At 40.5% G+C, this 21,875-nt stretch carries 33 protein-coding genes; all 33 read left to right on the forward strand.

What is annotated here, in order from left to right; translation table 11 throughout:
• Positions 1-18 precede the first annotated feature (18 nt).
• The 33 genes from rpoC to rpsK all read left to right on the forward strand — a co-directional run bounded on the left by rpoC (position 19) and on the right by rpsK (position 21,622).
• Entirely contained in the window at positions 19-3,618 is a 3,600-nt protein-coding gene (rpoC, locus tag ACIQAA_RS29960; RefSeq protein ID WP_402626920.1) for a DNA-directed RNA polymerase subunit beta', read from the forward strand.
• 156 nt (positions 3,619-3,774) lie between these two features.
• Complete coding sequence (locus ACIQAA_RS29965; protein ID WP_402626923.1) at positions 3,775-4,023, forward strand: 50S ribosomal protein L7ae-like protein; 249 nt, start codon at positions 3,775-3,777, stop codon at positions 4,021-4,023.
• 103 nt (positions 4,024-4,126) lie between these two features.
• Positions 4,127-4,549, forward strand: coding sequence for a 30S ribosomal protein S12 (rpsL, locus tag ACIQAA_RS29970; protein WP_034676061.1), 423 nt, complete (start codon positions 4,127-4,129; stop codon positions 4,547-4,549).
• Between the two features lie 41 nt (positions 4,550-4,590).
• Positions 4,591-5,061, forward strand: a complete 471-nt coding sequence (gene rpsG, locus ACIQAA_RS29975; protein WP_402626926.1) for a 30S ribosomal protein S7 — start codon at positions 4,591-4,593, stop codon at positions 5,059-5,061.
• Between the two features lie 47 nt (positions 5,062-5,108).
• On the forward strand, positions 5,109-7,190 hold the full coding sequence (gene fusA / locus ACIQAA_RS29980; protein ID WP_402626928.1) for an elongation factor G: 2,082 nt from the start codon (positions 5,109-5,111) through the stop codon (positions 7,188-7,190).
• A gap of 126 nt (positions 7,191-7,316) precedes the next feature.
• Positions 7,317-8,504, forward strand: coding sequence for an elongation factor Tu (gene tuf / locus ACIQAA_RS29985; protein ID WP_307193060.1), 1,188 nt, complete (start codon positions 7,317-7,319; stop codon positions 8,502-8,504).
• A 504-nt stretch (positions 8,505-9,008) separates the two neighbouring features.
• Entirely contained in the window at positions 9,009-9,317 is a 309-nt protein-coding gene (gene rpsJ, locus ACIQAA_RS29990; protein ID WP_034676072.1) for a 30S ribosomal protein S10, read from the forward strand.
• 39 nt (positions 9,318-9,356) lie between these two features.
• Positions 9,357-9,983, forward strand: a complete 627-nt coding sequence (rplC, locus tag ACIQAA_RS29995; RefSeq protein ID WP_179161261.1) for a 50S ribosomal protein L3 — start codon at positions 9,357-9,359, stop codon at positions 9,981-9,983.
• A 29-nt stretch (positions 9,984-10,012) separates the two neighbouring features.
• A complete protein-coding gene (gene rplD / locus ACIQAA_RS30000; RefSeq protein ID WP_179161260.1) occupies positions 10,013-10,636 on the forward strand; it encodes a 50S ribosomal protein L4 in 624 nt (207 codons plus the stop codon).
• The gene (gene rplW / locus ACIQAA_RS30005) at positions 10,636-10,920 is read left to right on the forward strand and encodes a 50S ribosomal protein L23 (protein WP_034676080.1); all 285 of its coding nucleotides are present in this window, start codon (positions 10,636-10,638) and stop codon (positions 10,918-10,920) included. Before rplD ends, rplW begins: the two co-directional genes overlap by 1 nt.
• A gap of 30 nt (positions 10,921-10,950) precedes the next feature.
• Positions 10,951-11,781, forward strand: coding sequence for a 50S ribosomal protein L2 (gene rplB, locus ACIQAA_RS30010; RefSeq protein WP_034676082.1), 831 nt, complete (start codon positions 10,951-10,953; stop codon positions 11,779-11,781).
• A gap of 60 nt (positions 11,782-11,841) precedes the next feature.
• A complete protein-coding gene (gene rpsS, locus ACIQAA_RS30015; RefSeq protein WP_095250620.1) occupies positions 11,842-12,120 on the forward strand; it encodes a 30S ribosomal protein S19 in 279 nt (92 codons plus the stop codon).
• Positions 12,121-12,137: 17 nt separating this feature from the next.
• Positions 12,138-12,479, forward strand: a complete 342-nt coding sequence (rplV, locus tag ACIQAA_RS30020) for a 50S ribosomal protein L22 (RefSeq protein WP_034676086.1) — start codon at positions 12,138-12,140, stop codon at positions 12,477-12,479.
• A 3-nt stretch (positions 12,480-12,482) separates the two neighbouring features.
• Positions 12,483-13,139 carry a 30S ribosomal protein S3 gene (rpsC, locus tag ACIQAA_RS30025; RefSeq protein ID WP_034676088.1) on the forward strand — a complete coding sequence of 219 codons (657 nt, stop codon included), beginning with the start codon at positions 12,483-12,485 and terminating at the stop codon, positions 13,137-13,139.
• 1 nt (position 13,140) lies between these two features.
• The gene (gene rplP / locus ACIQAA_RS30030) at positions 13,141-13,575 is read left to right on the forward strand and encodes a 50S ribosomal protein L16 (protein WP_034676090.1); all 435 of its coding nucleotides are present in this window, start codon (positions 13,141-13,143) and stop codon (positions 13,573-13,575) included.
• Positions 13,565-13,765 carry a 50S ribosomal protein L29 gene (gene rpmC, locus ACIQAA_RS30035; RefSeq protein ID WP_034676094.1) on the forward strand — a complete coding sequence of 67 codons (201 nt, stop codon included), beginning with the start codon at positions 13,565-13,567 and terminating at the stop codon, positions 13,763-13,765. Before rplP ends, rpmC begins: the two co-directional genes overlap by 11 nt.
• A 22-nt stretch (positions 13,766-13,787) precedes the next feature.
• Positions 13,788-14,051, forward strand: a complete 264-nt coding sequence (rpsQ, locus tag ACIQAA_RS30040; protein ID WP_034676097.1) for a 30S ribosomal protein S17 — start codon at positions 13,788-13,790, stop codon at positions 14,049-14,051.
• 39 nt (positions 14,052-14,090) lie between these two features.
• Positions 14,091-14,459: a 50S ribosomal protein L14 gene (rplN, locus tag ACIQAA_RS30045; protein WP_402626935.1), complete on the forward strand. Its 369-nt coding sequence runs from the start codon at positions 14,091-14,093 to the stop codon at positions 14,457-14,459.
• A 35-nt stretch (positions 14,460-14,494) separates the two neighbouring features.
• Positions 14,495-14,803, forward strand: coding sequence for a 50S ribosomal protein L24 (rplX, locus tag ACIQAA_RS30050; protein ID WP_402626937.1), 309 nt, complete (start codon positions 14,495-14,497; stop codon positions 14,801-14,803).
• 28 nt (positions 14,804-14,831) lie between these two features.
• Positions 14,832-15,371 carry a 50S ribosomal protein L5 gene (gene rplE / locus ACIQAA_RS30055; RefSeq protein WP_402626940.1) on the forward strand — a complete coding sequence of 180 codons (540 nt, stop codon included), beginning with the start codon at positions 14,832-14,834 and terminating at the stop codon, positions 15,369-15,371.
• Between the two features lie 24 nt (positions 15,372-15,395).
• On the forward strand, positions 15,396-15,581 hold the full coding sequence (locus tag ACIQAA_RS30060; RefSeq protein WP_034676107.1) for a type Z 30S ribosomal protein S14: 186 nt from the start codon (positions 15,396-15,398) through the stop codon (positions 15,579-15,581).
• 29 nt (positions 15,582-15,610) lie between these two features.
• Complete coding sequence (gene rpsH / locus ACIQAA_RS30065) at positions 15,611-16,009, forward strand: 30S ribosomal protein S8 (RefSeq protein WP_045516527.1); 399 nt, start codon at positions 15,611-15,613, stop codon at positions 16,007-16,009.
• A gap of 31 nt (positions 16,010-16,040) precedes the next feature.
• Complete coding sequence (gene rplF / locus ACIQAA_RS30070; RefSeq protein WP_402626944.1) at positions 16,041-16,577, forward strand: 50S ribosomal protein L6; 537 nt, start codon at positions 16,041-16,043, stop codon at positions 16,575-16,577.
• Positions 16,578-16,609: 32 nt separating this feature from the next.
• On the forward strand, positions 16,610-16,972 hold the full coding sequence (gene rplR / locus ACIQAA_RS30075; protein ID WP_179603643.1) for a 50S ribosomal protein L18: 363 nt from the start codon (positions 16,610-16,612) through the stop codon (positions 16,970-16,972).
• 25 nt (positions 16,973-16,997) lie between these two features.
• A complete protein-coding gene (gene rpsE / locus ACIQAA_RS30080; RefSeq protein ID WP_402627018.1) occupies positions 16,998-17,498 on the forward strand; it encodes a 30S ribosomal protein S5 in 501 nt (166 codons plus the stop codon).
• Positions 17,499-17,511: 13 nt separating this feature from the next.
• Positions 17,512-17,694: a 50S ribosomal protein L30 gene (rpmD, locus tag ACIQAA_RS30085; protein ID WP_034676120.1), complete on the forward strand. Its 183-nt coding sequence runs from the start codon at positions 17,512-17,514 to the stop codon at positions 17,692-17,694.
• A 32-nt stretch (positions 17,695-17,726) separates the two neighbouring features.
• Positions 17,727-18,167, forward strand: coding sequence for a 50S ribosomal protein L15 (rplO, locus tag ACIQAA_RS30090; protein ID WP_283863033.1), 441 nt, complete (start codon positions 17,727-17,729; stop codon positions 18,165-18,167).
• A complete protein-coding gene (gene secY / locus ACIQAA_RS30095) occupies positions 18,167-19,465 on the forward strand; it encodes a preprotein translocase subunit SecY (protein WP_402626949.1) in 1,299 nt (432 codons plus the stop codon). Before rplO ends, secY begins: the two co-directional genes overlap by 1 nt.
• Before the next feature lie 56 nt (positions 19,466-19,521).
• Positions 19,522-20,172 (forward strand): adenylate kinase, encoded by a 651-nt coding sequence (locus ACIQAA_RS30100; RefSeq protein ID WP_402626952.1) that lies wholly within the window; start codon positions 19,522-19,524, stop codon positions 20,170-20,172.
• A gap of 281 nt (positions 20,173-20,453) precedes the next feature.
• A complete protein-coding gene (gene infA / locus ACIQAA_RS30105) occupies positions 20,454-20,672 on the forward strand; it encodes a translation initiation factor IF-1 (RefSeq protein ID WP_034676129.1) in 219 nt (72 codons plus the stop codon).
• Between the two features lie 36 nt (positions 20,673-20,708).
• Positions 20,709-20,822 carry a 50S ribosomal protein L36 gene (gene rpmJ, locus ACIQAA_RS30110; protein ID WP_000868344.1) on the forward strand — a complete coding sequence of 38 codons (114 nt, stop codon included), beginning with the start codon at positions 20,709-20,711 and terminating at the stop codon, positions 20,820-20,822.
• 23 nt (positions 20,823-20,845) lie between these two features.
• A complete protein-coding gene (rpsM, locus tag ACIQAA_RS30115; protein WP_026565543.1) occupies positions 20,846-21,211 on the forward strand; it encodes a 30S ribosomal protein S13 in 366 nt (121 codons plus the stop codon).
• Between the two features lie 21 nt (positions 21,212-21,232).
• Complete coding sequence (rpsK, locus tag ACIQAA_RS30120; RefSeq protein ID WP_075689916.1) at positions 21,233-21,622, forward strand: 30S ribosomal protein S11; 390 nt, start codon at positions 21,233-21,235, stop codon at positions 21,620-21,622.
• The last annotated feature ends 253 nt before the right edge of the window (positions 21,623-21,875 follow it).

Here is a 21,875-nt window from a genome sequence, read left to right on the forward strand (position 1 = left end):
GAAAGGGAGGTAGGCCCCTTGCTGGATGTTAATAATTTTGAGTATATGAAGATTGGTCTGGCATCACCGGATAAAATCCGTTCTTGGTCATTTGGTGAAGTAAAGAAGCCAGAAACCATTAACTATCGTACATTGAAGCCTGAAAAGGATGGTTTATTCTGTGAGAGAATCTTTGGTCCAACAAAGGACTGGGAATGTCACTGCGGTAAATATAAACGTGTCCGTTACAAAGGTGTTGTATGTGATCGATGCGGTGTTGAAGTAACACGTGCAAAGGTTCGTCGTGAACGTATGGGGCATATTGAGCTAGCTGCTCCTGTATCTCATATTTGGTATTTTAAAGGTATCCCTAGCCGGATGGGACTAGTTTTAGATATGTCTCCTAGGGCATTAGAAGAAATTATTTACTTTGCTTCTTATGTTGTAACAGAATCAGGAGATACAGCTCTTGATAAGAAACAACTTTTATCAGAAAAAGAATATCGTGCATACCGTGAAAAGTATGGAAATAAATTCCAAGCAGCCATGGGAGCTGAAGCGATTAAAAAGCTTCTTTCTGATATCGATCTAAATAAAGAGGTTGACGCATTAAAAGAAGAGTTAAAATCAGCACAAGGCCAGCGTCGTACTCGTGCGATTAAGCGTCTTGAAGTGTTGGAAGCATTCCGTAACTCTGGAAATGAGCCATCATGGATGATTCTTGATGTTCTTCCTGTCATTCCTCCAGAACTTCGTCCAATGGTACAGTTGGATGGAGGAAGATTCGCTACATCCGATTTGAACGATTTATACCGTCGTGTAATTAATCGTAATAATCGCCTAAAGCGTTTGTTGGATCTTGGTGCTCCAAGTATTATCGTTCAAAACGAAAAGCGTATGCTTCAAGAAGCAGTAGACGCATTAATTGATAATGGCCGTCGCGGCCGTCCGGTAACAGGTCCGGGAAATCGTCCACTGAAGTCACTTTCCCATATGTTAAAAGGGAAGCAAGGTCGATTCCGTCAAAACCTGCTTGGTAAACGTGTTGACTATTCTGGTCGTTCCGTTATCGTTGTTGGTCCGAATTTAAAAATGTACCAATGTGGTCTTCCAAAGGAAATGGCACTTGAGTTATTTAAGCCATTCGTCATGAAGGAACTAGTAGAAAAAGGGTTAGCCCATAACATTAAATCTGCAAAACGTAAGATTGAAAGAGTATCTCCTGAGGTATGGGATGTACTTGAAGATGTTATTCGTGAGCACCCAGTTTTATTAAACCGGGCCCCGACACTTCATAGACTTGGAATTCAGGCATTTGAACCTACACTGGTTGAAGGAAGAGCGATTCGCCTTCACCCTCTTGTATGTACTGCTTACAATGCAGACTTTGATGGTGACCAAATGGCTGTTCACGTTCCGCTTTCGTCTGAAGCACAAGCAGAAGCTAGACTTTTAATGCTTGCAGCTCAAAATATCTTGAACCCTAAAGATGGAAAGCCAGTTGTTACACCTTCTCAGGATATGGTACTAGGTAACTACTACCTAACTCTTGAAAGAGAAGGCGCTGTCGGAGAGGGTATGATTTTTAAGGATACTAATGAGGCATTAATTGCTTATCAAAATGGCTATGTTCATCTGCACACTCGTGTTGCTGTCCATGCTGGTTCATTAGGTAATGAAACGTTGACAGAAGAACAAAATAATAAGTTACTGATTACTACAGTAGGGAAACTTATTTTTAATGAAATTCTTCCGAAATCTTTCCCGTATATCAACGAACCAACAAGACAGAATTTAGAAGTTGAAACACCAGCAAATTATTTTGTTGAAAAAGGTGAAGATGTTAAAGCTAGAATTAAAGAAATGCCTATCGTAGATCCGTTCAAAAAGAAAATCCTTGGTAATATCATTGCCGAAGTATTTAAGCGATTCAAAATTACTGAAACGTCTAAAATGCTAGACCGTATGAAGGACTTAGGATTTAGATATTCTACAAAGGCAGGTATTACTGTCGGTGTGGCTGATATCGTGGTATTACCTGAAAAGCAAGAAATTCTACATGAGGCACAAAGCAAGGTTGATAACGTTATGAAACAGTTCCGTCGTGGATTAATTACTGAAGACGAACGTTATGATCGCGTCATTGCTATTTGGAGTGCAGCGAAGGATACCATTCAAGGGAAACTGATGAAATCGTTGAATAAAACGAATCCTATTTTCATGATGAGTGACTCCGGAGCCCGTGGTAACGCATCTAACTTTACTCAGCTTGCAGGTATGCGTGGTTTGATGGCCAACCCGGCTGGACGTATCATTGAATTACCAATCAAGTCAAGTTTCCGTGAAGGTCTGACAGTTTTAGAATACTTCATTTCAACACACGGTGCCCGTAAAGGCCTTGCCGATACAGCATTAAAAACTGCTGACTCTGGTTACTTAACACGTCGTCTAGTTGACGTTGCACAAGATGTAATTGTCCGTGAAGATGATTGTGGAACCGACCGTGGTTTGTTAATCCGTTCATTAAAAGATGGTACAGAGGTTATCGAAGGCTTGGACGAACGTTTAATTGGCCGTTATGCTCGTAACCCAATTAGACATCCTGAAACGAAAGAAGTGCTAGTTCCTGAAAACGGACTGATCACTGAAGATCTAGCTGAAACGATCGTTGGTGCGGGGATTGAAGAAGTGAAAATTCGCTCTGCCTTTACATGTAATACCCGTCATGGTGTATGTAAGAAGTGTTATGGCCGTAACTTGGCTACAGGTCAAGAAGTTGAAGTTGGGGAAGCAGTTGGAATCATTGCTGCCCAATCAATTGGTGAACCTGGTACACAGTTAACAATGCGTACATTCCATACAGGCGGTGTTGCAGGAGACGATATCACTCAAGGTTTACCGCGTATTCAAGAAATCTTTGAAGCGCGTAATCCTAAAGGGGTTGCGGTTATTTCTGAAATTGATGGTGTAGTTGTTGGTATTAATGAAGGTCGTGATCGCCAGCATGAAATTATTGTTCAAGGTGAGATTGAATCACGAACTTATAATGCTCCGTACACAGCACGCCTGAAAGTAGCAGTTAATGATCCAATTGCCCGTGGTCAAGAATTAACAGAAGGTTCTATTGACCCTAAAGAATTAATCAAGGTAAGAGACGTTAATGCTGTTCAAGAATATCTGTTACGCGAAGTTCAAAAGGTTTACCGTATGCAGGGTGTTGAAATTGGCGATAAGCACGTAGAAGTAATGGTTCGTCAAATGATGCGTAAGGTACGCGTAAGTGATGCAGGTGAAACAGATGTACTTCCTGGTACACTATTAGATATCCACCAATTCACTGATGCAAATGAAAAAGCATTGTTAGCTGGAAAATTACCTGCTACCGGCCGTCCAGTATTGCTCGGTATTACGAAGGCATCGCTTGAAACAGATTCATTCTTGTCTGCCGCATCCTTCCAAGAAACAACAAGAGTTCTTACTGATGCAGCAATTAAAGGCAAGCGCGATGAATTACTTGGCTTAAAAGAAAATGTTATCATCGGTAAGCTAGTTCCAGCGGGAACAGGTATGCAGCGCTATCGCAAAGCAGAGCCTGTTTTAAGGGACACTACCTCCGAAGAAACAGTTACAATTGATTAAAAGTTAAAATAATGCGGTACCCGCGGTCACGCGTGTACCGCATTTTAAAGAAAATGTTATTTAAAAAAAGTTTTAAGTTTTGTTGACATCTACTTTTTAAGATGGTATTATATCAAAGGTGCTCCTATTCACCTGATACTTTGGAGGATATGATAAATGTCTTATGAAAAAGTATTACAGGCAACTAAGATTGTTATAGGAACTAAACAAACAGTTAAAGTACTGAAGGATGGGCACTCTTGTGAGCTAATCATTGCAAGTGATGCAGAAACGAACGTAACGGCGTCGGTCGTAAAACTAGCTCAAGAAATGAACATCCCGATTATCTATGTGGACTCGATGAAAAAACTCGGGAAAGCATGTGGAATAGAAGTTGGTGCTTCAACTGTAGTAATTATCCGTTAAAAACTGTTTTTGTAGATAGAAGATCTGCAAAGACTTTGTTTTTGCACAAAAATGAACCACCTGGATGTGTGGGCTTACAAATAATGAAGGGAGGAAAAGTAACATGCCAACTATTAACCAATTAGTGCGCAAGCCTCGTCAATCTAAAGAGGAAAAGTCAAAATCACCTGCGCTTAACAAAGGTTACAACAGCTTCAAAAAGTCACAAACAAATGTAACTTCACCACAAAAACGCGGAGTATGTACTCGTGTTGGTACTATGACTCCAAAGAAACCGAACTCAGCGTTACGTAAATATGCTCGTGTACGTTTGACAAACGGTATTGAGGTGACTGCATACATTCCTGGTATCGGCCACAACCTTCAAGAACACAGTGTTGTTCTTATTCGTGGAGGACGTGTAAAAGACTTACCGGGGGTACGTTATCACATCGTACGTGGTGCTCTTGATACGGCTGGTGTTAACAACCGTATGCAAGGTCGTTCTAAATATGGTACTAAGAGACCAAAAGCAGCTAAGAAATAAAACAGTTTAAATAGAATGCTTGTTTGAAAGGAGGAAATTAAATGCCACGTAAAGGTCCTGTAGCAAAAAGAGACGTGTTACCAGATCCACTTTACAATTCTAAATTAGTTACTCGTCTAATCAACAAAATGATGGTTGACGGTAAAAGAGGTAAGTCCCAAGAAATTCTTTACTCAGCGTTTGAAACAATTCGTGAACGCTCTGGCAAAGAACCTATGGAAGTATTCGAAGCAGCAATGAAGAACATCATGCCAGTACTTGAGGTAAAAGCACGCCGTGTAGGTGGAGCAAACTATCAAGTACCAATCGAGGTGCGCCCTGACCGTCGTACAACTCTTGGTCTTCGCTGGTTAGTAAACTATGCGCGTCTTCGCGGTGAAAAGACAATGGAAGAGCGTTTAGCGAACGAAATCATGGATGCAGCTAATAACACTGGAGCATCTGTTAAGAAGCGTGAAGATACACACAAAATGGCAGAAGCAAACAAAGCGTTTGCTCACTATCGTTGGTAGGATTACCTTTAATATAAAAACTTCTATACTAGGAAGGAGAAAGACCCATGGCAAGAGAGTTCTCCTTAGAAAACACTCGTAATATCGGCATCATGGCACACATCGATGCCGGTAAAACGACGACCACTGAGCGCGTACTTTATTACACTGGTAAAATTCATAAAATCGGTGAAACACATGAAGGTGCTTCTCAGATGGACTGGATGGAGCAAGAGCAAGAACGCGGGATCACAATTACTTCCGCAGCAACAACTGCATCGTGGAAAGGTCATCGCGTAAACATCATTGATACTCCAGGACACGTAGACTTCACAGTTGAAGTTGAACGTTCCCTTCGTGTACTTGATGGTGCGGTAGCGGTACTTGATGCACAGTCTGGTGTTGAACCACAAACTGAGACAGTTTGGCGTCAAGCAACAACTTACGGTGTACCACGTGTAGTATTTGTAAACAAAATGGACAAAATCGGTGCAGACTTCTTGTATTCTGTAAGAACAATACACGATCGTTTGCAAGCGAATGCCCACCCAATTCAGTTACCTATCGGTGCTGAAGATGAATTCTCAGCAATCATTGACCTTGTGGAAATGAACGCAGTATTCTACAGTAATGACTTAGGCACAGATATTGAAGTGCGTGACATTCCTGAAGAACACCGTGAACTTGCTGAAGAATGGCGTGAAAAGCTAGTTGAAGCGGTAGCAGAATTAGATGAAGAATTAATGGAAAAATACCTTGGCGGCGAAGAGATTACCAAAGAAGAACTAAAAGCTGGTATTCGCAGAGGTACTGTTAATGTTGAATTCTATCCTGTTATTTGTGGATCTGCTTTTAAAAACAAAGGTGTTCAGTTAATGTTAGACGCAGTTATCGATTACCTTCCATCACCATTAGATGTACCTGCAATTAAAGGTCACGCTGTTGATGATGAAGAAGAATTAGTTGAGCGTCATTCAAGCGATGAAGAGCCATTCTCTGCTCTTGCATTTAAAGTTATGACTGACCCTTATGTTGGTAAATTAACGTTCTTCCGCGTTTACTCTGGTACTTTAGAGTCTGGATCATACGTTCAGAACTCAACTAAAGGCAAGCGTGAGCGTATAGGACGTATCCTACAAATGCATGCAAACAGCCGTCAGGAAATCTCTAAGGTTTTCGCTGGTGACATTGCTGCTGCTGTAGGTTTGAAAGATACAACTACTGGTGATACTCTATGTGACGACAAAAACCCTGTTATCCTAGAGTCTATGCAATTCCCAGAGCCAGTAATCCAACTTTCTGTTGAACCTAAGTCTAAAGCTGACCAAGATAAAATGACTACTGCACTACAAAAACTTCAAGAAGAAGATCCAACCTTCCGTGCGCACACTGACCAGGAAACTGGACAAGTTATCATCGCTGGTATGGGTGAGCTTCACCTTGATATTATTGTAGACCGTATGCGTCGTGAATTTAAGGTTGAAGCTAACGTAGGTGCTCCACAGGTTGCTTACCGTGAGACATTCCGTGCTTCTGCACAAGTTGAAGGTAAGTTTGCTCGTCAATCTGGTGGTCGTGGACAATATGGACACGTTTGGATCGAGTTCTCACCTAATGAAGAAGGTAAAGGATTCGAATTTGAAAATGGTATCGTCGGTGGTGTTGTTCCGCGTGAATACATCCCAGCGGTACAAGCTGGACTAGAAGATGCGTTAGATCGCGGTGTTCTAGCTGGTTATCCACTAGTTGATATTAAAGCAAGATTATTTGATGGGTCATACCATGATGTTGACTCCTCTGAAATGGCGTTTAAGATTGCTGCTTCAATGGCACTTAAAAACGCGGCATCAAAGTGTAAACCAGTCATTCTAGAGCCTATGATGAGGGTTGAAGTTGTAATCCCTGAAGAGTACCTAGGTGATATTATGGGTCAAATCACTGCACGTCGCGGACGCGTTGAAGGCATGGAAGCACGTGGTAACGCACAAGTAGTACGTTCACAGGTTCCACTTTCTGAAATGTTTGGTTATGCAACAGCACTTCGTTCTAGTACACAAGGCCGTGGAGTATTCTCTATGCACTTTGATCACTATGAAGAAGTACCAAAATCAGTTTCTGAAGAAATTATCAAAAAAAATAAAGGTGAATAATTGATTTTCACCTTTTTATAAAGTATAACTACTTATGTAACAATGGAAACTGTGAAATTGAGAGAATTCAGTTTACAGTTTCCTAAACTATACTTAATTTTTCTATATTAAAGGAGGATTTTCCTAATGGGTAAAGCTAAATTCGACCGTTCAAAGCCACACGTTAACATTGGTACAATTGGTCACGTTGACCACGGTAAAACAACTTTAACTGCTGCAATCACTTCTGTTCTTGCTAAAACTGGTAAAGCAGAAGCTCGTGCATATGATCAAATTGATGGTGCTCCAGAAGAAAGAGAGCGTGGAATCACAATCTCTACTGCGCACGTTGAGTATGAAACTGACAACCGTCACTATGCACACGTAGACTGCCCAGGACACGCTGACTATGTTAAAAACATGATCACTGGTGCTGCTCAAATGGACGGCGGTATCCTAGTTGTATCTGCAACTGATGGCCCAATGCCACAAACTCGTGAGCACATCCTTCTTTCTCGTCAGGTAGGCGTACCTTACCTTGTTGTATTCATGAACAAGTGTGATATGGTTGATGACGAAGAACTACTTGAATTAGTAGAAATGGAAATCCGTGATCTTTTATCTGAATACGATTTCCCTGGCGATGACACTCCAGTTATCAAAGGTTCTGCTCTTAAAGCTTTAGAAGGTGACGCTGCTTGGGAAGAAAAAATCTATGAACTTATGAATGCAGTTGATGAATGGATTCCGCAACCAACTCGTGACACTGATAAGCCTTTCATGATGCCAGTTGAGGATGTATTCTCAATCACTGGTCGTGGAACAGTTGCTACTGGACGTGTAGAGCGTGGAGTAGTTAAAGTTGGTGACGTAGTTGAAATCGTAGGTTTCACTGAAGAGCCAAAATCTACAACTGTAACTGGTGTAGAAATGTTCCGTAAGCTTCTTGATTTTGCTGAAGCTGGAGACAACATTGGTGCCCTTCTTCGTGGTGTAGCACGTGAAGATATCGAGCGTGGTCAAGTATTGGCTAAGCCGAAATCAATCACTCCACACACAAAGTTCAAAGCACAAGTTTATGTATTATCAAAAGAAGAAGGTGGACGTCATACTCCATTCTTCACTAACTACCGTCCACAATTCTATTTCCGTACTTCTGATATTACTGGTATTTGTAATCTTCCAGAAGGCGTAGAAATGGTTATGCCTGGTGACCACATCGAAATGATCGTTGAGCTTATCGCTCCTGTAGCGATCGAAGAAGGTACTAAGTTCTCTATCCGTGAAGGCGGACGTACTGTAGGTTCAGGTTCAATCACAACTATCACTGAATAATTTAATTATCAGTTATATAAGAAGCAGCTGGATGACGATCCAGCTGCTTTTTTTATGTAAAAAACTATTTTCTTCTATATATATATTTATATAAACTGAGACTGCTGCCAGTATTCTGCCAGTATTCGGACAGCATATCTAAGATTAGAGCGTACTGAGGCAGAATGAGCCCGGCATCCTAGCTGAATTTTTCACAGTTAAATGATATGTAATATTCAGTTATTAAAGCGTTGTTATAGGTTATTTTTGGAGAATGATATTTTCTATTGAAAATGTATAAACAGGTCGCTATAATATTAAAAGTGTGCTAAACGTAACGAAAAAGAAAATATAAAAAAATGTTGCGTTTGCCTAATGTTTTATGTATAATAGACAATGTTGGTCTTTGACTGCGATGATGTGAAAGGTTGCTGACACACCCGGCCGCTTTGCCATGGCGAGTGTGTGGGAAATTTTCACTGAGAATGTCTATTTTTAAAATAGGCGAATAAAGGAGGGAAAATAATGGCAAAACAAAAGATTCGTATCCGTTTAAAAGCTTATGATCACAGAATTCTTGATCAGTCTGCAGAAAAAATCGTTGAAACAGCAAAGCGTTCAGGTGCAGCCGTTTCTGGTCCGATTCCACTACCGACTGAAAAATCAATCTACACGATCCTTCGTGCGGTGCATAAGTACAAAGATTCTCGTGAACAGTTCGAAATGAGAACACATAAGCGTCTAATCGACATCGTTAACCCAACTCCACAAACAGTTGATGCGTTAATGCGTTTAGACTTACCATCTGGTGTTGATATCGAAATTAAACTTTAGTAAAAATAAATAACCAAAACTGTAGGAGGTGTGACTTAAATGACCAAAGGAATCTTAGGAAGAAAGATTGGTATGACTCAAGTATTTGCAGAAAACGGCAACTTAATTCCAGTTACTGTAGTAGAAGCTGCTCAAAACGTAGTTCTCCAAAAAAAATCAGTTGAAAGCGACGGTTACGAAGCTGTTCAAGTTGGATTTGAAGATAAGCGTGAAAAGTTAGCAAACAAACCAGAAAAAGGACATGTTGCTAAGGCAAACACTAATCCTAAGCGCTTCGTTCGCGAATTCCGCGGAGTGGACGTAACAGGATATGAAGTTGGTCAAGAAGTCAAAGTTGATATTTTCGCTGCAGGCGATGTAGTAGATGTAACAGGAATCTCAAAGGGTAAAGGTTTCCAAGGCGTAATCAAGCGTCACGGACAATCACGCGGCCCAATGGCTCACGGTTCACGTTATCACCGTCGTCCAGGTTCAATGGGACCTGTTGCTCCAAACCGCGTATTCAAAGGTAAATTATTACCTGGACGTATGGGTGGAGAACAAATTACTGTTCAAAATCTTGAAATTGTTAAGGTAGATGTTGAACGTAACTTACTATTAATCAAAGGTAACGTTCCAGGACCTAAAAAAGCTTTATTAAAGATTAAAAGTGCGGTAAAAGCGTAATATCTTCATAAGAAAGGAGGAGCAAAAGAATGCCTAAAGTTTCATTATTTAACCAAAACGGATCACAAGTTGGTGAAATCGAACTTAATGAATCAGTATTTGGTATCGAGCCTAACCAACACGTATTATTCGAAGCGATTGTTATGCAAAGAGCTTCTTTACGTCAAGGAACTCATAAAGTAAAAGTTCGTTCTGAAGTTCGCGGTGGTGGACGTAAACCATGGCGTCAAAAAGGAACTGGTCGTGCTCGTCAAGGGTCTATCCGTTCTCCACAATGGCGCGGAGGTGGTACTGTTTTCGGTCCAACACCACGCAGCTACAGCTACAAATTACCTAAAAAGGTTCGTCGCTTAGCGATTAAATCTGCACTATCTTCTAAAGTGTTAGAAGAGAATGTATTAGTATTAGAAAGCCTTGCTTTCGATGCTCCAAAAACAAAAGATTTTAAGACAGTATTAGGTGGCCTTTCTGTTGAGAAGAAAGCACTTATCGTTACTGCTGACCTTGATGAAAATGTAGCACTTTCTGCTCGTAACATCCCTGGTGTAACAGTTGTAACTGCTGACGGAATCAATGTTCTTGATGTAGTAAATCATGATAAATTAATCATGACGAAAGCTGCAGTTGAAAAAGTAGAGGAGGTGCTTGCATAATGGATGCACGCGATATCATTAAGCGCCCCGTTATCACTGAACGTTCTACTGACCTAATGGCTGAAAAGAAATATACGTTTGAAGTTGATGTGAGAGCTAACAAAACTCAAGTTAAAGATGCAATCGTTGAAATCTTTGGCGTTGAAGTTGAAAAAGTTAACATCATGAACTATAAAGGTAAATTCAAGCGCATGGGTAAATTCGGTGGTTACACAAACAAACGTCGTAAAGCAATTGTAAAACTAACTGCTGATAGCAAAGAAATTGAATTCTTTGAAGCATAATAAAAACTAACAAGAAGAGGAGGGAATAAAATGGCGATTAAAAAGTACAAACCTACCTCTAATGGTCGACGCGGTATGACAGTTTCTGATTTCGCAGAAATCACAACTAGCACACCAGAAAAGTCTCTATTAGCACCTTTAAAGAGAAAAGGCGGCCGTAATAACCAAGGTAAGTTAACTGTTCGTCATCAAGGTGGCGGCCATAAGCGTTCATACCGAATCATTGATTTCAAACGTAACAAAGATGGCATTCCTGGACGCGTTGCCACTATCGAGTACGATCCAAACCGTTCCGCAAATATTGCATTAATTAACTATGTAGATGGTGAAAAGCGTTATATCCTAGCTCCTAAAAACCTAGTAGTAGGTATGGAAGTTATGTCTGGCCCAGAGGCAGATATTAAAGTAGGTAACGCATTGCCATTAGCAAACATCCCTGTTGGTACTGTAGTACACAACATTGAATTAAAACCAGGTAAGGGTGGCCAATTAGTACGTTCTGCTGGTACATCTGCACAGGTTTTAGGTAAAGAAGGAAAATACGTACTTGTACGTTTGAATTCTGGTGAGGTTCGTATGATTCTTGCTGAGTGCCGTGCAACAATCGGTCAAGTAGGAAATGAGCAGCACGAACTTATCAACATTGGTAAAGCAGGACGTTCACGCTGGTTAGGCAAGCGCCCAACAGTTCGTGGATCTGTTATGAACCCTAACGATCACCCACACGGTGGTGGTGAAGGACGTTCACCAATCGGACGTAAATCACCTATGTCTCCATGGGGTAAACCAACTCTTGGATTCAAAACTCGTAAGAAAAAGAACAAATCCGATAAGTTTATCGTACGTCGTCGTAAAAAATAACGGGGTTGAACTACGGTTCAAAGATAGAGCCGTAGAACAATCACGAAGGGAGGTTCATCCATGGGTCGCAGCCTTAAAAAAGGACCATTTGTTGATGATCATTTAATGGTTAAGATCGAAAAGTTAAATGAAACTGAAAGTAAGCAAGTTGTTAAAACTTGGTCACGTCGTTCTACGATCTTCCCACAATTTATTGGCCATACAATCGCTGTTTATGATGGTCGCAAACATGTGCCTGTATATGTTACTGAAGACATGGTAGGACACAAGCTTGGAGAATTTGCTCCAACTCGTGCTTACAAAGGCCATGGTAATGATGATAAGAAAACCAGACGTTAAGAGAGGAGGGCATCCAAATGCAAGCTAAAGCTGTTGCAAGAACAGTTCGTATTGCTCCTCGTAAAGCACGTTTAGTCGTAGATTTAATTCGAGGAAAGCAAGTTGGTGAAGCGGTGTCGATTTTAAATCACACTCCAAAGTTTGCTTCTCCAATCGTGGAAAAAGTTTTAAAATCTGCTATGGCAAATGCCGAGCACAATTATGAAATGGACGTAAATAGCTTGGTAGTAACTCAAGCTTTTGTAGATGAAGGACCAACGTTGAAACGTTTCCGTCCTCGTGCAATGGGCCGTGCAAGTCAGATCAACAAACGCACTAGCCACATCACAATCGTTCTATCAGAAAAGAAGGAGGGATAACCTGTGGGTCAAAAAGTAAATCCAGTCGGTTTGCGTATCGGAATCATCAAAGATTGGGAATCTAAATGGTACGCTGGTAAAGACTTCGCTGATCTTTTACACGAAGACCTTAAAATTCGTGAGTACATCACGAAGCGTTTGAAAGATGCTTCTGTTTCTAAAGTTGAAATCGAACGTGCGGCAAACCGTGTGAATGTAACAGTTCATACTGCTAAGCCTGGTATGGTTATCGGTAAAGGCGGTACTGAAGTTGAAGCACTTCGTAAAGCTTTAAATCAATTAACTGGCAAACGTGTTCACATCAACATTCTTGAAATCAAGAGAGCTGATCTTGATGCGAAACTAGTGGCTGAAAATATTGCTCGTCAATTAGAAAATCGTGTATCTTTCCGTCGTGCACAAAAGCAAGTTATTCAACGCGCAATGCGTGCAGGAGCAAAAGGTATTAAAACAATGGTATCAGGTCGTCTTGGCGGTGCAGATATTGCACGTTCAGAACAATACAGCGAAGGAACTGTTCCACTTCATACACTTCGCGCTGATATCGACTATGCTCATGCTGAAGCTGATACTACTTATGGTAAGCTAGGCGTAAAAGTATGGATCTATAAGGGAGAAGTCCTTCCTACTAAGAAGAAATCTGCGGAAGGAGGCAAATAATATGTTATTGCCAAAACGCGTTAAATATCGCCGTCAACACCGTGGAAAAATGCGTGGTAACGCTAAAGGTGGCACTGAAGTAACATTCGGTGAATTCGGCTTACAAGCTACTGAAGCTTCTTGGATCACTAACCGTCAAATCGAAGCTGCCCGTATTGCAATGACTCGTTACATGAAACGTGGCGGTAAAGTTTGGATTAAAATCTTCCCTCATAAGCCTTATACTGCAAAACCTCTAGAGGTGCGGATGGGTTCCGGTAAAGGGGCACCTGAAGGCTGGGTAGCTGTTGTTAAACCTGGTAAAGTAATGTTTGAAATCGCTGGTGTTTCTGAAGAAGTAGCACGTGAAGCACTGCGTCTTGCTATGCACAAACTTCCAGTTAAATGTAAGTTTGTAAAACGTGAAGAAATTGGTGGTGAATCAAATGAGAGCTAATGAAATTAAAGACCTTACCACTGCCGAAATTGAACAAAAAGTTAAATCTTTAAAAGAAGAGCTTTTCAACCTTCGCTTCCAATTAGCGACTGGTCAACTTGAAAATACAGCTCGTATTCGTGAAGTACGCAAAGCGATTGCTCGCATGAAAACTGTGATTCGTGAGAGAGAAATCAGCGTTAACAAGTAATAATTGAGAGGAGGTTCACATAATGAGTGAACGTAACCAACGCAAAGTTTACACTGGACGCGTTGTTTCTGACAAAATGGATAAAACCATTACTGTTTTAGTTGAAACTTACAAAAAGCATCCTCTTTACGGTAAACGCGTTAAATACTCTAAGAAATTCAAGGCTCATGATGAGCAAAATGAAGCAAAAATCGGCGATATCGTACGTATCATGGAGACTCGTCCGCTTTCAGCTACTAAGCGTTTCCGTTTAGTTGAAGTTACAGAAAAAGCAGTTATTATTTAATTGTTCGGATAAGCATCATTCCGAAGGGAGGTTACACACATGATTCAACAAGAATCACGTTTAAAAGTTGCTGATAACTCTGGTGCTCGTGAGGTACTTACCATTAAAGTTCTTGGTGGTTCTGGCCGCAAGACAGCGGGTATTGGTGATGTTATCGTTTGTACAGTGAAACAAGCAACACCTGGTGGCGTTGTTAAAAAGGGTGACGTTGTTAGAGCCGTAATCGTTCGTACGAAAAGCGGTGCTCGTCGACCTGATGGATCATACATTCGTTTCGATGAAAACGCATGTGTAATTATCAAGGATGATAAGAGCCCACGTGGAACTCGTATCTTCGGACCAGTTGCTCGTGAACTTCGCGATAACAACTTTATGAAAATCGTTTCCTTGGCTCCAGAAGTACTATAATATAAATTCAATTGCCTTTAAGGAGGTGCTTACGAATGCATGTTAAAAAAGGTGACAAAGTAAGAGTTATCTCCGGTAAGGATAAGGGCAAAACAGGAGTAATCCTAGCAGCCTATCCTAAAGATAGCCGTGTACTAGTAGAAGGTGTAAACATCGTGAAAAAACACGCAAAACCTTCTCAAGTGAATCCACAAGGCGGAATTATGAGCTTTGAGGCACCAATTCATGTATCAAACGTTATGCCTATCGACCCTAAGTCTGGTAACCCAACTCGTGTAGGTTACACAACGGTTGATGGCAAAAAGGTACGCGTAGCAAAATCCGGTGAATTATTAGATAAATAGTCTAAAATTTAGAAGGGAGGTACAATAAGTGAACCGCCTAAAAGAAAAGTTTGTAAAAGAAGTTACTCCTGCTCTTATGAGCAAGTTCAACTATAAATCAGTAATGCAAGTTCCTCAACTTGATAAAATTGTTATTAACATGGGTGTTGGCGATGCAGTAGCAAATGCTAAAGCTTTAGATAATGCTGTTGAAGAACTAGCAACAATTACAGGACAAAAGCCTGTAGTAACTCGTGCAAAGAAATCAATCGCTGGCTTCCGTCTTCGTGAAGGTATGCCGATCGGTGCTAAAGTTACACTTCGCGGTGAGCGCATGTATCAATTCTTGGATAAATTAGTTTCTGTTTCTTTACCTCGTGTTCGTGACTTCCGTGGTGTTTCTAAGAAATCATTCGATGGTCGCGGTAACTATACTTTGGGTGTTAAAGAACAATTAATCTTCCCTGAAATTGATTACGATAAAGTAAGCAAGATTCGTGGTATGGATATCGTTATCGTAACGACAGCTAACACTGATGAAGAAGCACGTGAACTGTTAACTCAATTTGGAATGCCATTCCAAAAGTAATCGTTAAATAATGGAGGCGAAAACGTGGCTAAAAAGTCAATGATTGCGAAACAAAAGCGCACGCCTAAATATGCAGTACAAGAGTATACACGCTGCGAACGTTGTGGCCGTCCACACTCTGTATACCGTAAATTTAAGCTTTGTCGTATTTGTTTCCGCGAATTAGCGTACAAAGGACAAATTCCTGGTGTTAAGAAAGCCAGCTGGTAAAACCCAATTCTGGGAAGGAGGTAAAAATAATGGTCATGACAGATCCAATTGCTGATTTGCTTACTCGCATTCGTAATGCGAATATGGTGCGTCACGAAAAATTAGAAGTGCCTGCTTCTAATATTAAAAAAGAAATCGCTGAAATCTTAAAGCGCGAAGGTTTCGTTCGTGATGTCGAATTTATCGAAGACAATAAACAAGGTATCATCCGTATCTTCTTAAAGTACGGTTCAAATAACGAACGTGTTATCACTGGTCTTAAGCGCATAAGCAAGCCTGGACTTAGAGTTTATGCAAAATCTACTGAGGTGCCACGTGTCCTTAACGGACTTGGTATCGCACTAGTATCAACTTCAAATGGTGTTATAACTGATAAAGAAGCTCGTGCTAAACAAATCGGCGGAGAAGTTTTAGCTTACGTTTGGTAATATAGTTTCTGAATGAATGGAGGTGCACTAAATGTCTCGCGTAGGAAAAAAACCTATTGAAATCCCTACAGGTGTTACGGTTACTTTAAATAATAGTACCGTTACTGTTAAAGGACCAAAAGGCGAACTTACTCGCTCTTTTAGCCCAGATATTGAAATTAAAGTTGAAGAAAACCTTATTACGATCACTCGTCCATCGGACGTGAAAGAACACCGCGCATTGCACGGAACTACTCGTGCGGTAATCGCGAACATGGTCGAAGGTGTTTCCAAAGGCTTCGAAAGAAAATTAGAATTAATCGGGGTTGGATACCGTGCTCAAAAGCAAGGTAACAAGCTTGTATTAAACGTTGGATATTCTCATCCGGTTGAAATTGAACCAGAAACGGGCCTTGAAATCGAAGTACCGGCTAATACAAAGATTACGATTAAAGGTACTGACAAAGAACGTGTTGGTGCATTAGCAGCCAATATTCGTCAAGTTCGTCCTCCAGAGCCTTATAAAGGTAAAGGAATTCGTTACGAAGGCGAATTTGTTCGTCGTAAAGAAGGTAAAACTGGTAAGTAATGCCGCATAGGTAAACGAAAGGAGTGACGTAAATGATTACGAAGCTTGACAAAAATGCTAGCCGCAAGAAGAGACATGCTCGTGTTCGTGCGAAACTTAGCGGTACTGCTGCTCGTCCACGTCTAAATGTTTTTCGTTCTAACAAGCATCTTTATGCTCAATTAATCGATGATATGAGTGGAACTACATTAGCAAGTGCTTCTACTATGGAAAAAGATCTTAACCTTGAATCTACAAGCAATGTTGAAGCAGCTAAGTTGGTCGGAGAATTAGTCGCTAAACGTGCGGTAGAAAAGGGTATCACTGCTGTTGTCTTTGACCGTGGAGGATACCTTTATCATGGACGTATCCAAGCACTAGCTGATGCAGCCCGTGAAAACGGCTTACAATTTTAATAGACAAAGGAGGGACACATAAATGATACGTCGTATTGATCCAAACAAACTTGAACTAGAAGAACGCGTTGTAACGGTTAACCGTGTAGCGAAAGTTGTTAAGGGTGGTCGTCGTTTTCGCTTCACTGCGCTAGTAGTAGTTGGGGATAAAAACGGTCATGTTGGTTTCGGTACTGGTAAAGCTCAAGAAGTACCAGATGCGATTCGTAAAGCAATCGAAGACGCGAAGAAGAACTTAATCGAAGTGCCAATGGTTGGAACTACTGTTCCTCACCAAGTTATTGGACGTTTTGGTGCTGGTGAAATTCTTCTAAAGCCTGCTTCTGAAGGTACAGGAGTTATCGCTGGCGGTCCAGTCCGTGCTGTTCTAGAATTAGGCGGGGTAGGAGATATCCTATCTAAATCTTTAGGAACCAACACTCCAATTAATATGGTACGTGCAACGATGGATGGCTTAAAACAATTAAAACGTGCTGAAGACGTAGCCAAGTTACGTGGTAAATCAGTAGAAGAACTACTAGGGTAAGGAGGGAAATCAAATGGCAAACAAACTATTAATTACCCTCAACCGCAGCGTAATTGGTCGCCCTGAAGACCAACGCGCGACAGTTACTGCTCTAGGTTTACGTAAATTAAATCAAACAGTTGAGCACCAAGATAATGCTGCAATCCGCGGTATGATTACAAAAGTTGCTCACCTTGTAACAGTAAAAGAACAATAATTAATTGTTTTCTTTCATAAGGAGGTGCCAATATGAAACTTCATGAACTAAAACCTGCTGAGGGTTCTCGTAAAGAACGTAAACGTTTAGGACGCGGTATCGGATCTGGTCAAGGTAAGACTGCTGGTAAAGGTCATAAAGGTCAAAATGCTCGTTCCGGCGGCGGTGTCCGTCTTGGTTTCGAGGGTGGTCAAACACCTTTATTCCGTCGTTTACCAAAACGAGGTTTTACTAATATCAGCCGTAAGGAATACGCAATTGTAAACCTTGATGTTCTTAATCAGTTTGAAGAGGGTACAGAAGTTACTCCAGAACTTCTAATTGAAACTGGTTTAGTTAAGAACGAAAAAGCAGGAATTAAGATTCTTGCAAAAGGGAACGTAGAGAAAAAACTGACAGTTAAAGCTCATAAATTCTCCTCTACTGCCAAAGAAGCAATTGAAGCTGTAGGTGGAACTACTGAGGTGATCTAATGTTCCAGACAATCTCCAATTTTATGCGCGTGGCTGAAATTAGAAGAAAAATTATTTTTACTCTTTTAATGTTAATCGTATTTCGACTAGGCAGTTTTATTCCTGTTCCGAATGTAAATGCTGAAATTTTGGCAGCACAAGATCAATTAAGTGTCTTTGGGATCTTAAATACCTTTGGTGGTGGAGCGTTGCAAAACTTCTCCATCCTTGCTATGGGTATTACGCCTTACATCACTGCTTCCATTATTATTCAGCTTTTACAAATGGATGTAGTTCCGAAATTTACGGAATGGTCAAAGCAAGGGGATGCTGGACGTCGTAAGTTAGCTCAGTTTACACGATATTTCACGATTGTGCTAGGCTTTATTCAAGCTTTAGGTATGTCTTATGGCTTTAATAATATGGCGAACGGTCAGTTGATTAATAATCCTGGAATTGGTACTTATTTATTAATAGCAGTTGTTTTAACTGCTGGTACTGCATTTCTGATGTGGCTAGGTGAGCAAATTACTGAAAAGGGTGTTGGAAATGGTATTTCCATTATCATCTTTGCTGGTATCGTTGCAAGTATTCCTAATACAGTAAATCAGATTTATGTACAGCAGTTTGAAAATGCTGGTGAGCAATTATTCCTCCGTATTGTTACGGTTGTTTTAATTCTTTTAGCTGTAATTGCAATAGTGGTAGGTACTATTTTCATTCAACAAGCAACAAGAAAAATTCCAATACAGTATGCGAAACAAAGAGCTATTAACGGACGTAATGCAGGGGCGCAGCAATCCACTCATATGCCGTTAAAAGTGAATGCAGCTGGTGTTATCCCTGTAATCTTTGCAGTTTCCTTCATTGTAACTCCTAGAACAGTTGCTTCATTTTTTCCAACTAATGACGTAACCCTATGGATTACAAGAGTTTTTGATTATTCCCATCCTATTGGAATGACATTATATGCTGCTCTGATTATCGCTTTCACGTATTTTTATGCTTTTATTCAGGTTAACCCTGAACAAGCGGCAGAAAACTTACAGAAGCAAAGCGGTTATATCCCTGGTATAAGACCAGGCAGGAGTACACAGGAATACTTAACACGGGTACTATATCGTTTAACATTTGTGGGTGCTATTTTCTTAACAGTAATTGCGATTCTGCCGATTATTTTTGTTAATGTGGCGAATTTACCGCAATCAGCTCAAATTGGGGGAACAAGCTTGCTTATCGTCGTCGGTGTTGCACTTGATACGATGAAACAACTTGAAGCGCAGCTCGTTAAACGTCATTATAAAGGCTTTATTAAATAAATGGTTTCGGGGACTTATGTTCCCTAAACCAATAAATAGCACGAGGGGGAACACGTGTGAATTTAGTATTAATGGGGCTTCCGGGTGCTGGAAAAGGTACTCAAGCCGAACAAATCGTCGAACAATACGGCATCCCTCATATCTCTACTGGAGATATGTTCCGTGCAGCGATGAAAGAAGGAACAGGACTAGGGTTAGAAGCTAAGTCTTTCATGGACAAAGGCGAACTTGTTCCTGATGAAGTAACAATCGGCATCGTTCGTGAACGGTTAAGTAAAGATGACTGTAAAAATGGCTTTTTACTTGATGGCTTTCCTAGAACGGTACCTCAAGCAGAAGCTTTGGAAAATCTATTATCTGATTTAGATAAAAAGATTGACTATGTAATTAATATAAATGTAGATAAAAGTATTTTAATGGATCGTTTGACAGGCCGTCGTATTTGTAAAGAATGCGGCTCAACATATCATTTAGTTTTTAATCCTCCTGCAAAAGAGGGTGTCTGCGACAAATGTGGCGGTGAGCTCTATCAACGAGCGGATGATAATGCTGAAACAGTTCAAAATAGATTAGACGTCAACATCAAACAACAAGAACCATTGCTTACTTTCTATGAGACTAAAGGTTACCTGCGCACAATTGATGGCCAGCAGGATATTAATAAAGTATTTGCTGATATTCAGCAATTGGTCGGGGACTTGCGTTAATGGCCATTAGTTTAATCGTAGATCGACTCTCGAACATCTCTTCAATAAGCTTCAAAAGTATGTGGATGTAAATTGCTTTTCTATTGTACGGAGTATGTAGGACCGAGAGTTGGGCAAGACTTACATGTGGAATTTGAATTTCCATACAATGTAGTATATACTTGCGGACAGAAGTCGAACATTATGTTAATATTAAAAGGTTGCTATTGTTTTGTACCTAAGAAAAGTATTTGCGATACATTTTCGAATGTAATAATTGAAATGAGAAGGGAGACGAATTAATGGCCAAAGATGATGTAATTGAAATTGAAGGTAAAGTATTAGAAACTTTGCCAAATGCAATGTTTAAGGTAGAATTAGAAAATGGTCATACCGTGCTAGCTCATGTTTCTGGTAAAATCCGAATGCACTTCATTCGCATCCTTCCGGGTGACAAAGTTACTGTTGAGCTTTCTCCATATGACTTAACACGCGGAAGAATTACTTACCGCTTTAAATAGTTGCTTGCACTCCGTATTACTAAGGAGGTTAGGATAATGAAAGTAAGACCATCTGTTAAGCCGATCTGCGAAAAGTGCAAAGTTATCCGTAGACGCGGTAAAGTCATGGTTATCTGTGAAAACCCTAAACATAAACAAAAACAAGGTTAATCTTGAAGGAGGTGCGCTAACTAATGGCACGTATTGCTGGTGTAGATATTCCACGTGAAAAACGTGTAGTTATCTCTTTAACTTACATTTATGGTATTGGTAAAAATACTGCACAAAAAGTATTAGCAGAAGCTGGTGTTTCTGAAGATACTCGTGTGCGTGATTTAACAGAAGACGAATTAAACAAAATCCGTGATATCATCGACAAATTAAAAGTTGAAGGTGACCTTCGCCGTGAAATTTCTCTTAACATTAAGCGTTTAATGGAGATTGGCTGCTACCGCGGATTACGTCATCGTCGTGGTTTACCGGTTCGTGGACAAAACACGAAAAACAACGCTCGTACACGCAAAGGTCCTCGTAAGACTGTTGCGAACAAGAAGAAGTAATCGGCAAAGGAGGTTATTTAAATGGCTCGTAAAACTAATACACGTAAACGTCGTGTTAAAAAGAATATTGAAGCAGGTATTGCACATATCCGTTCAACATTTAACAATACAATCGTAACAATTACTGATGTACATGGTAATGCAATTTCTTGGTCTAGTGCTGGTGCGCTTGGATTTAGAGGTTCTCGTAAATCTACTCCATTCGCAGCACAAATGGCTGCTGAAACTGCAGCTAAGACATCTATTGAACACGGTATGAAGACTTTAGAAGTTACAGTTAAAGGACCTGGTGCAGGTCGTGAGGCTGCAATTCGTGCGCTACAAGCTGCAGGTCTTGAAGTAACAGCTATTAAAGACGTTACTCCTGTTCCTCATAACGGATGCCGTCCACCAAAACGCCGTCGTGTTTAATTTTTCTGTATAGAATTTGTATCGCTGTCTATAATGGGATATGATACTAATTTTTCCGTTCATACAGAAGATTTATTCCAGTTGTTGTGCACAAAACGGGAACGTATACATGGGGGAATTTCGATTAGTTAATTTACTAGTCGAGGTTTCGACGTTTTGAAGGAGGGTTATTTGATGATCGAAATAGAAAAACCAAAAATCGAAACGGTTGAGATCAACGATGATGACAATTAAGGGAAGTTAGTCTTAGAGA

This window comes from Neobacillus sp. NPDC093182 (assembly GCF_044754045.1).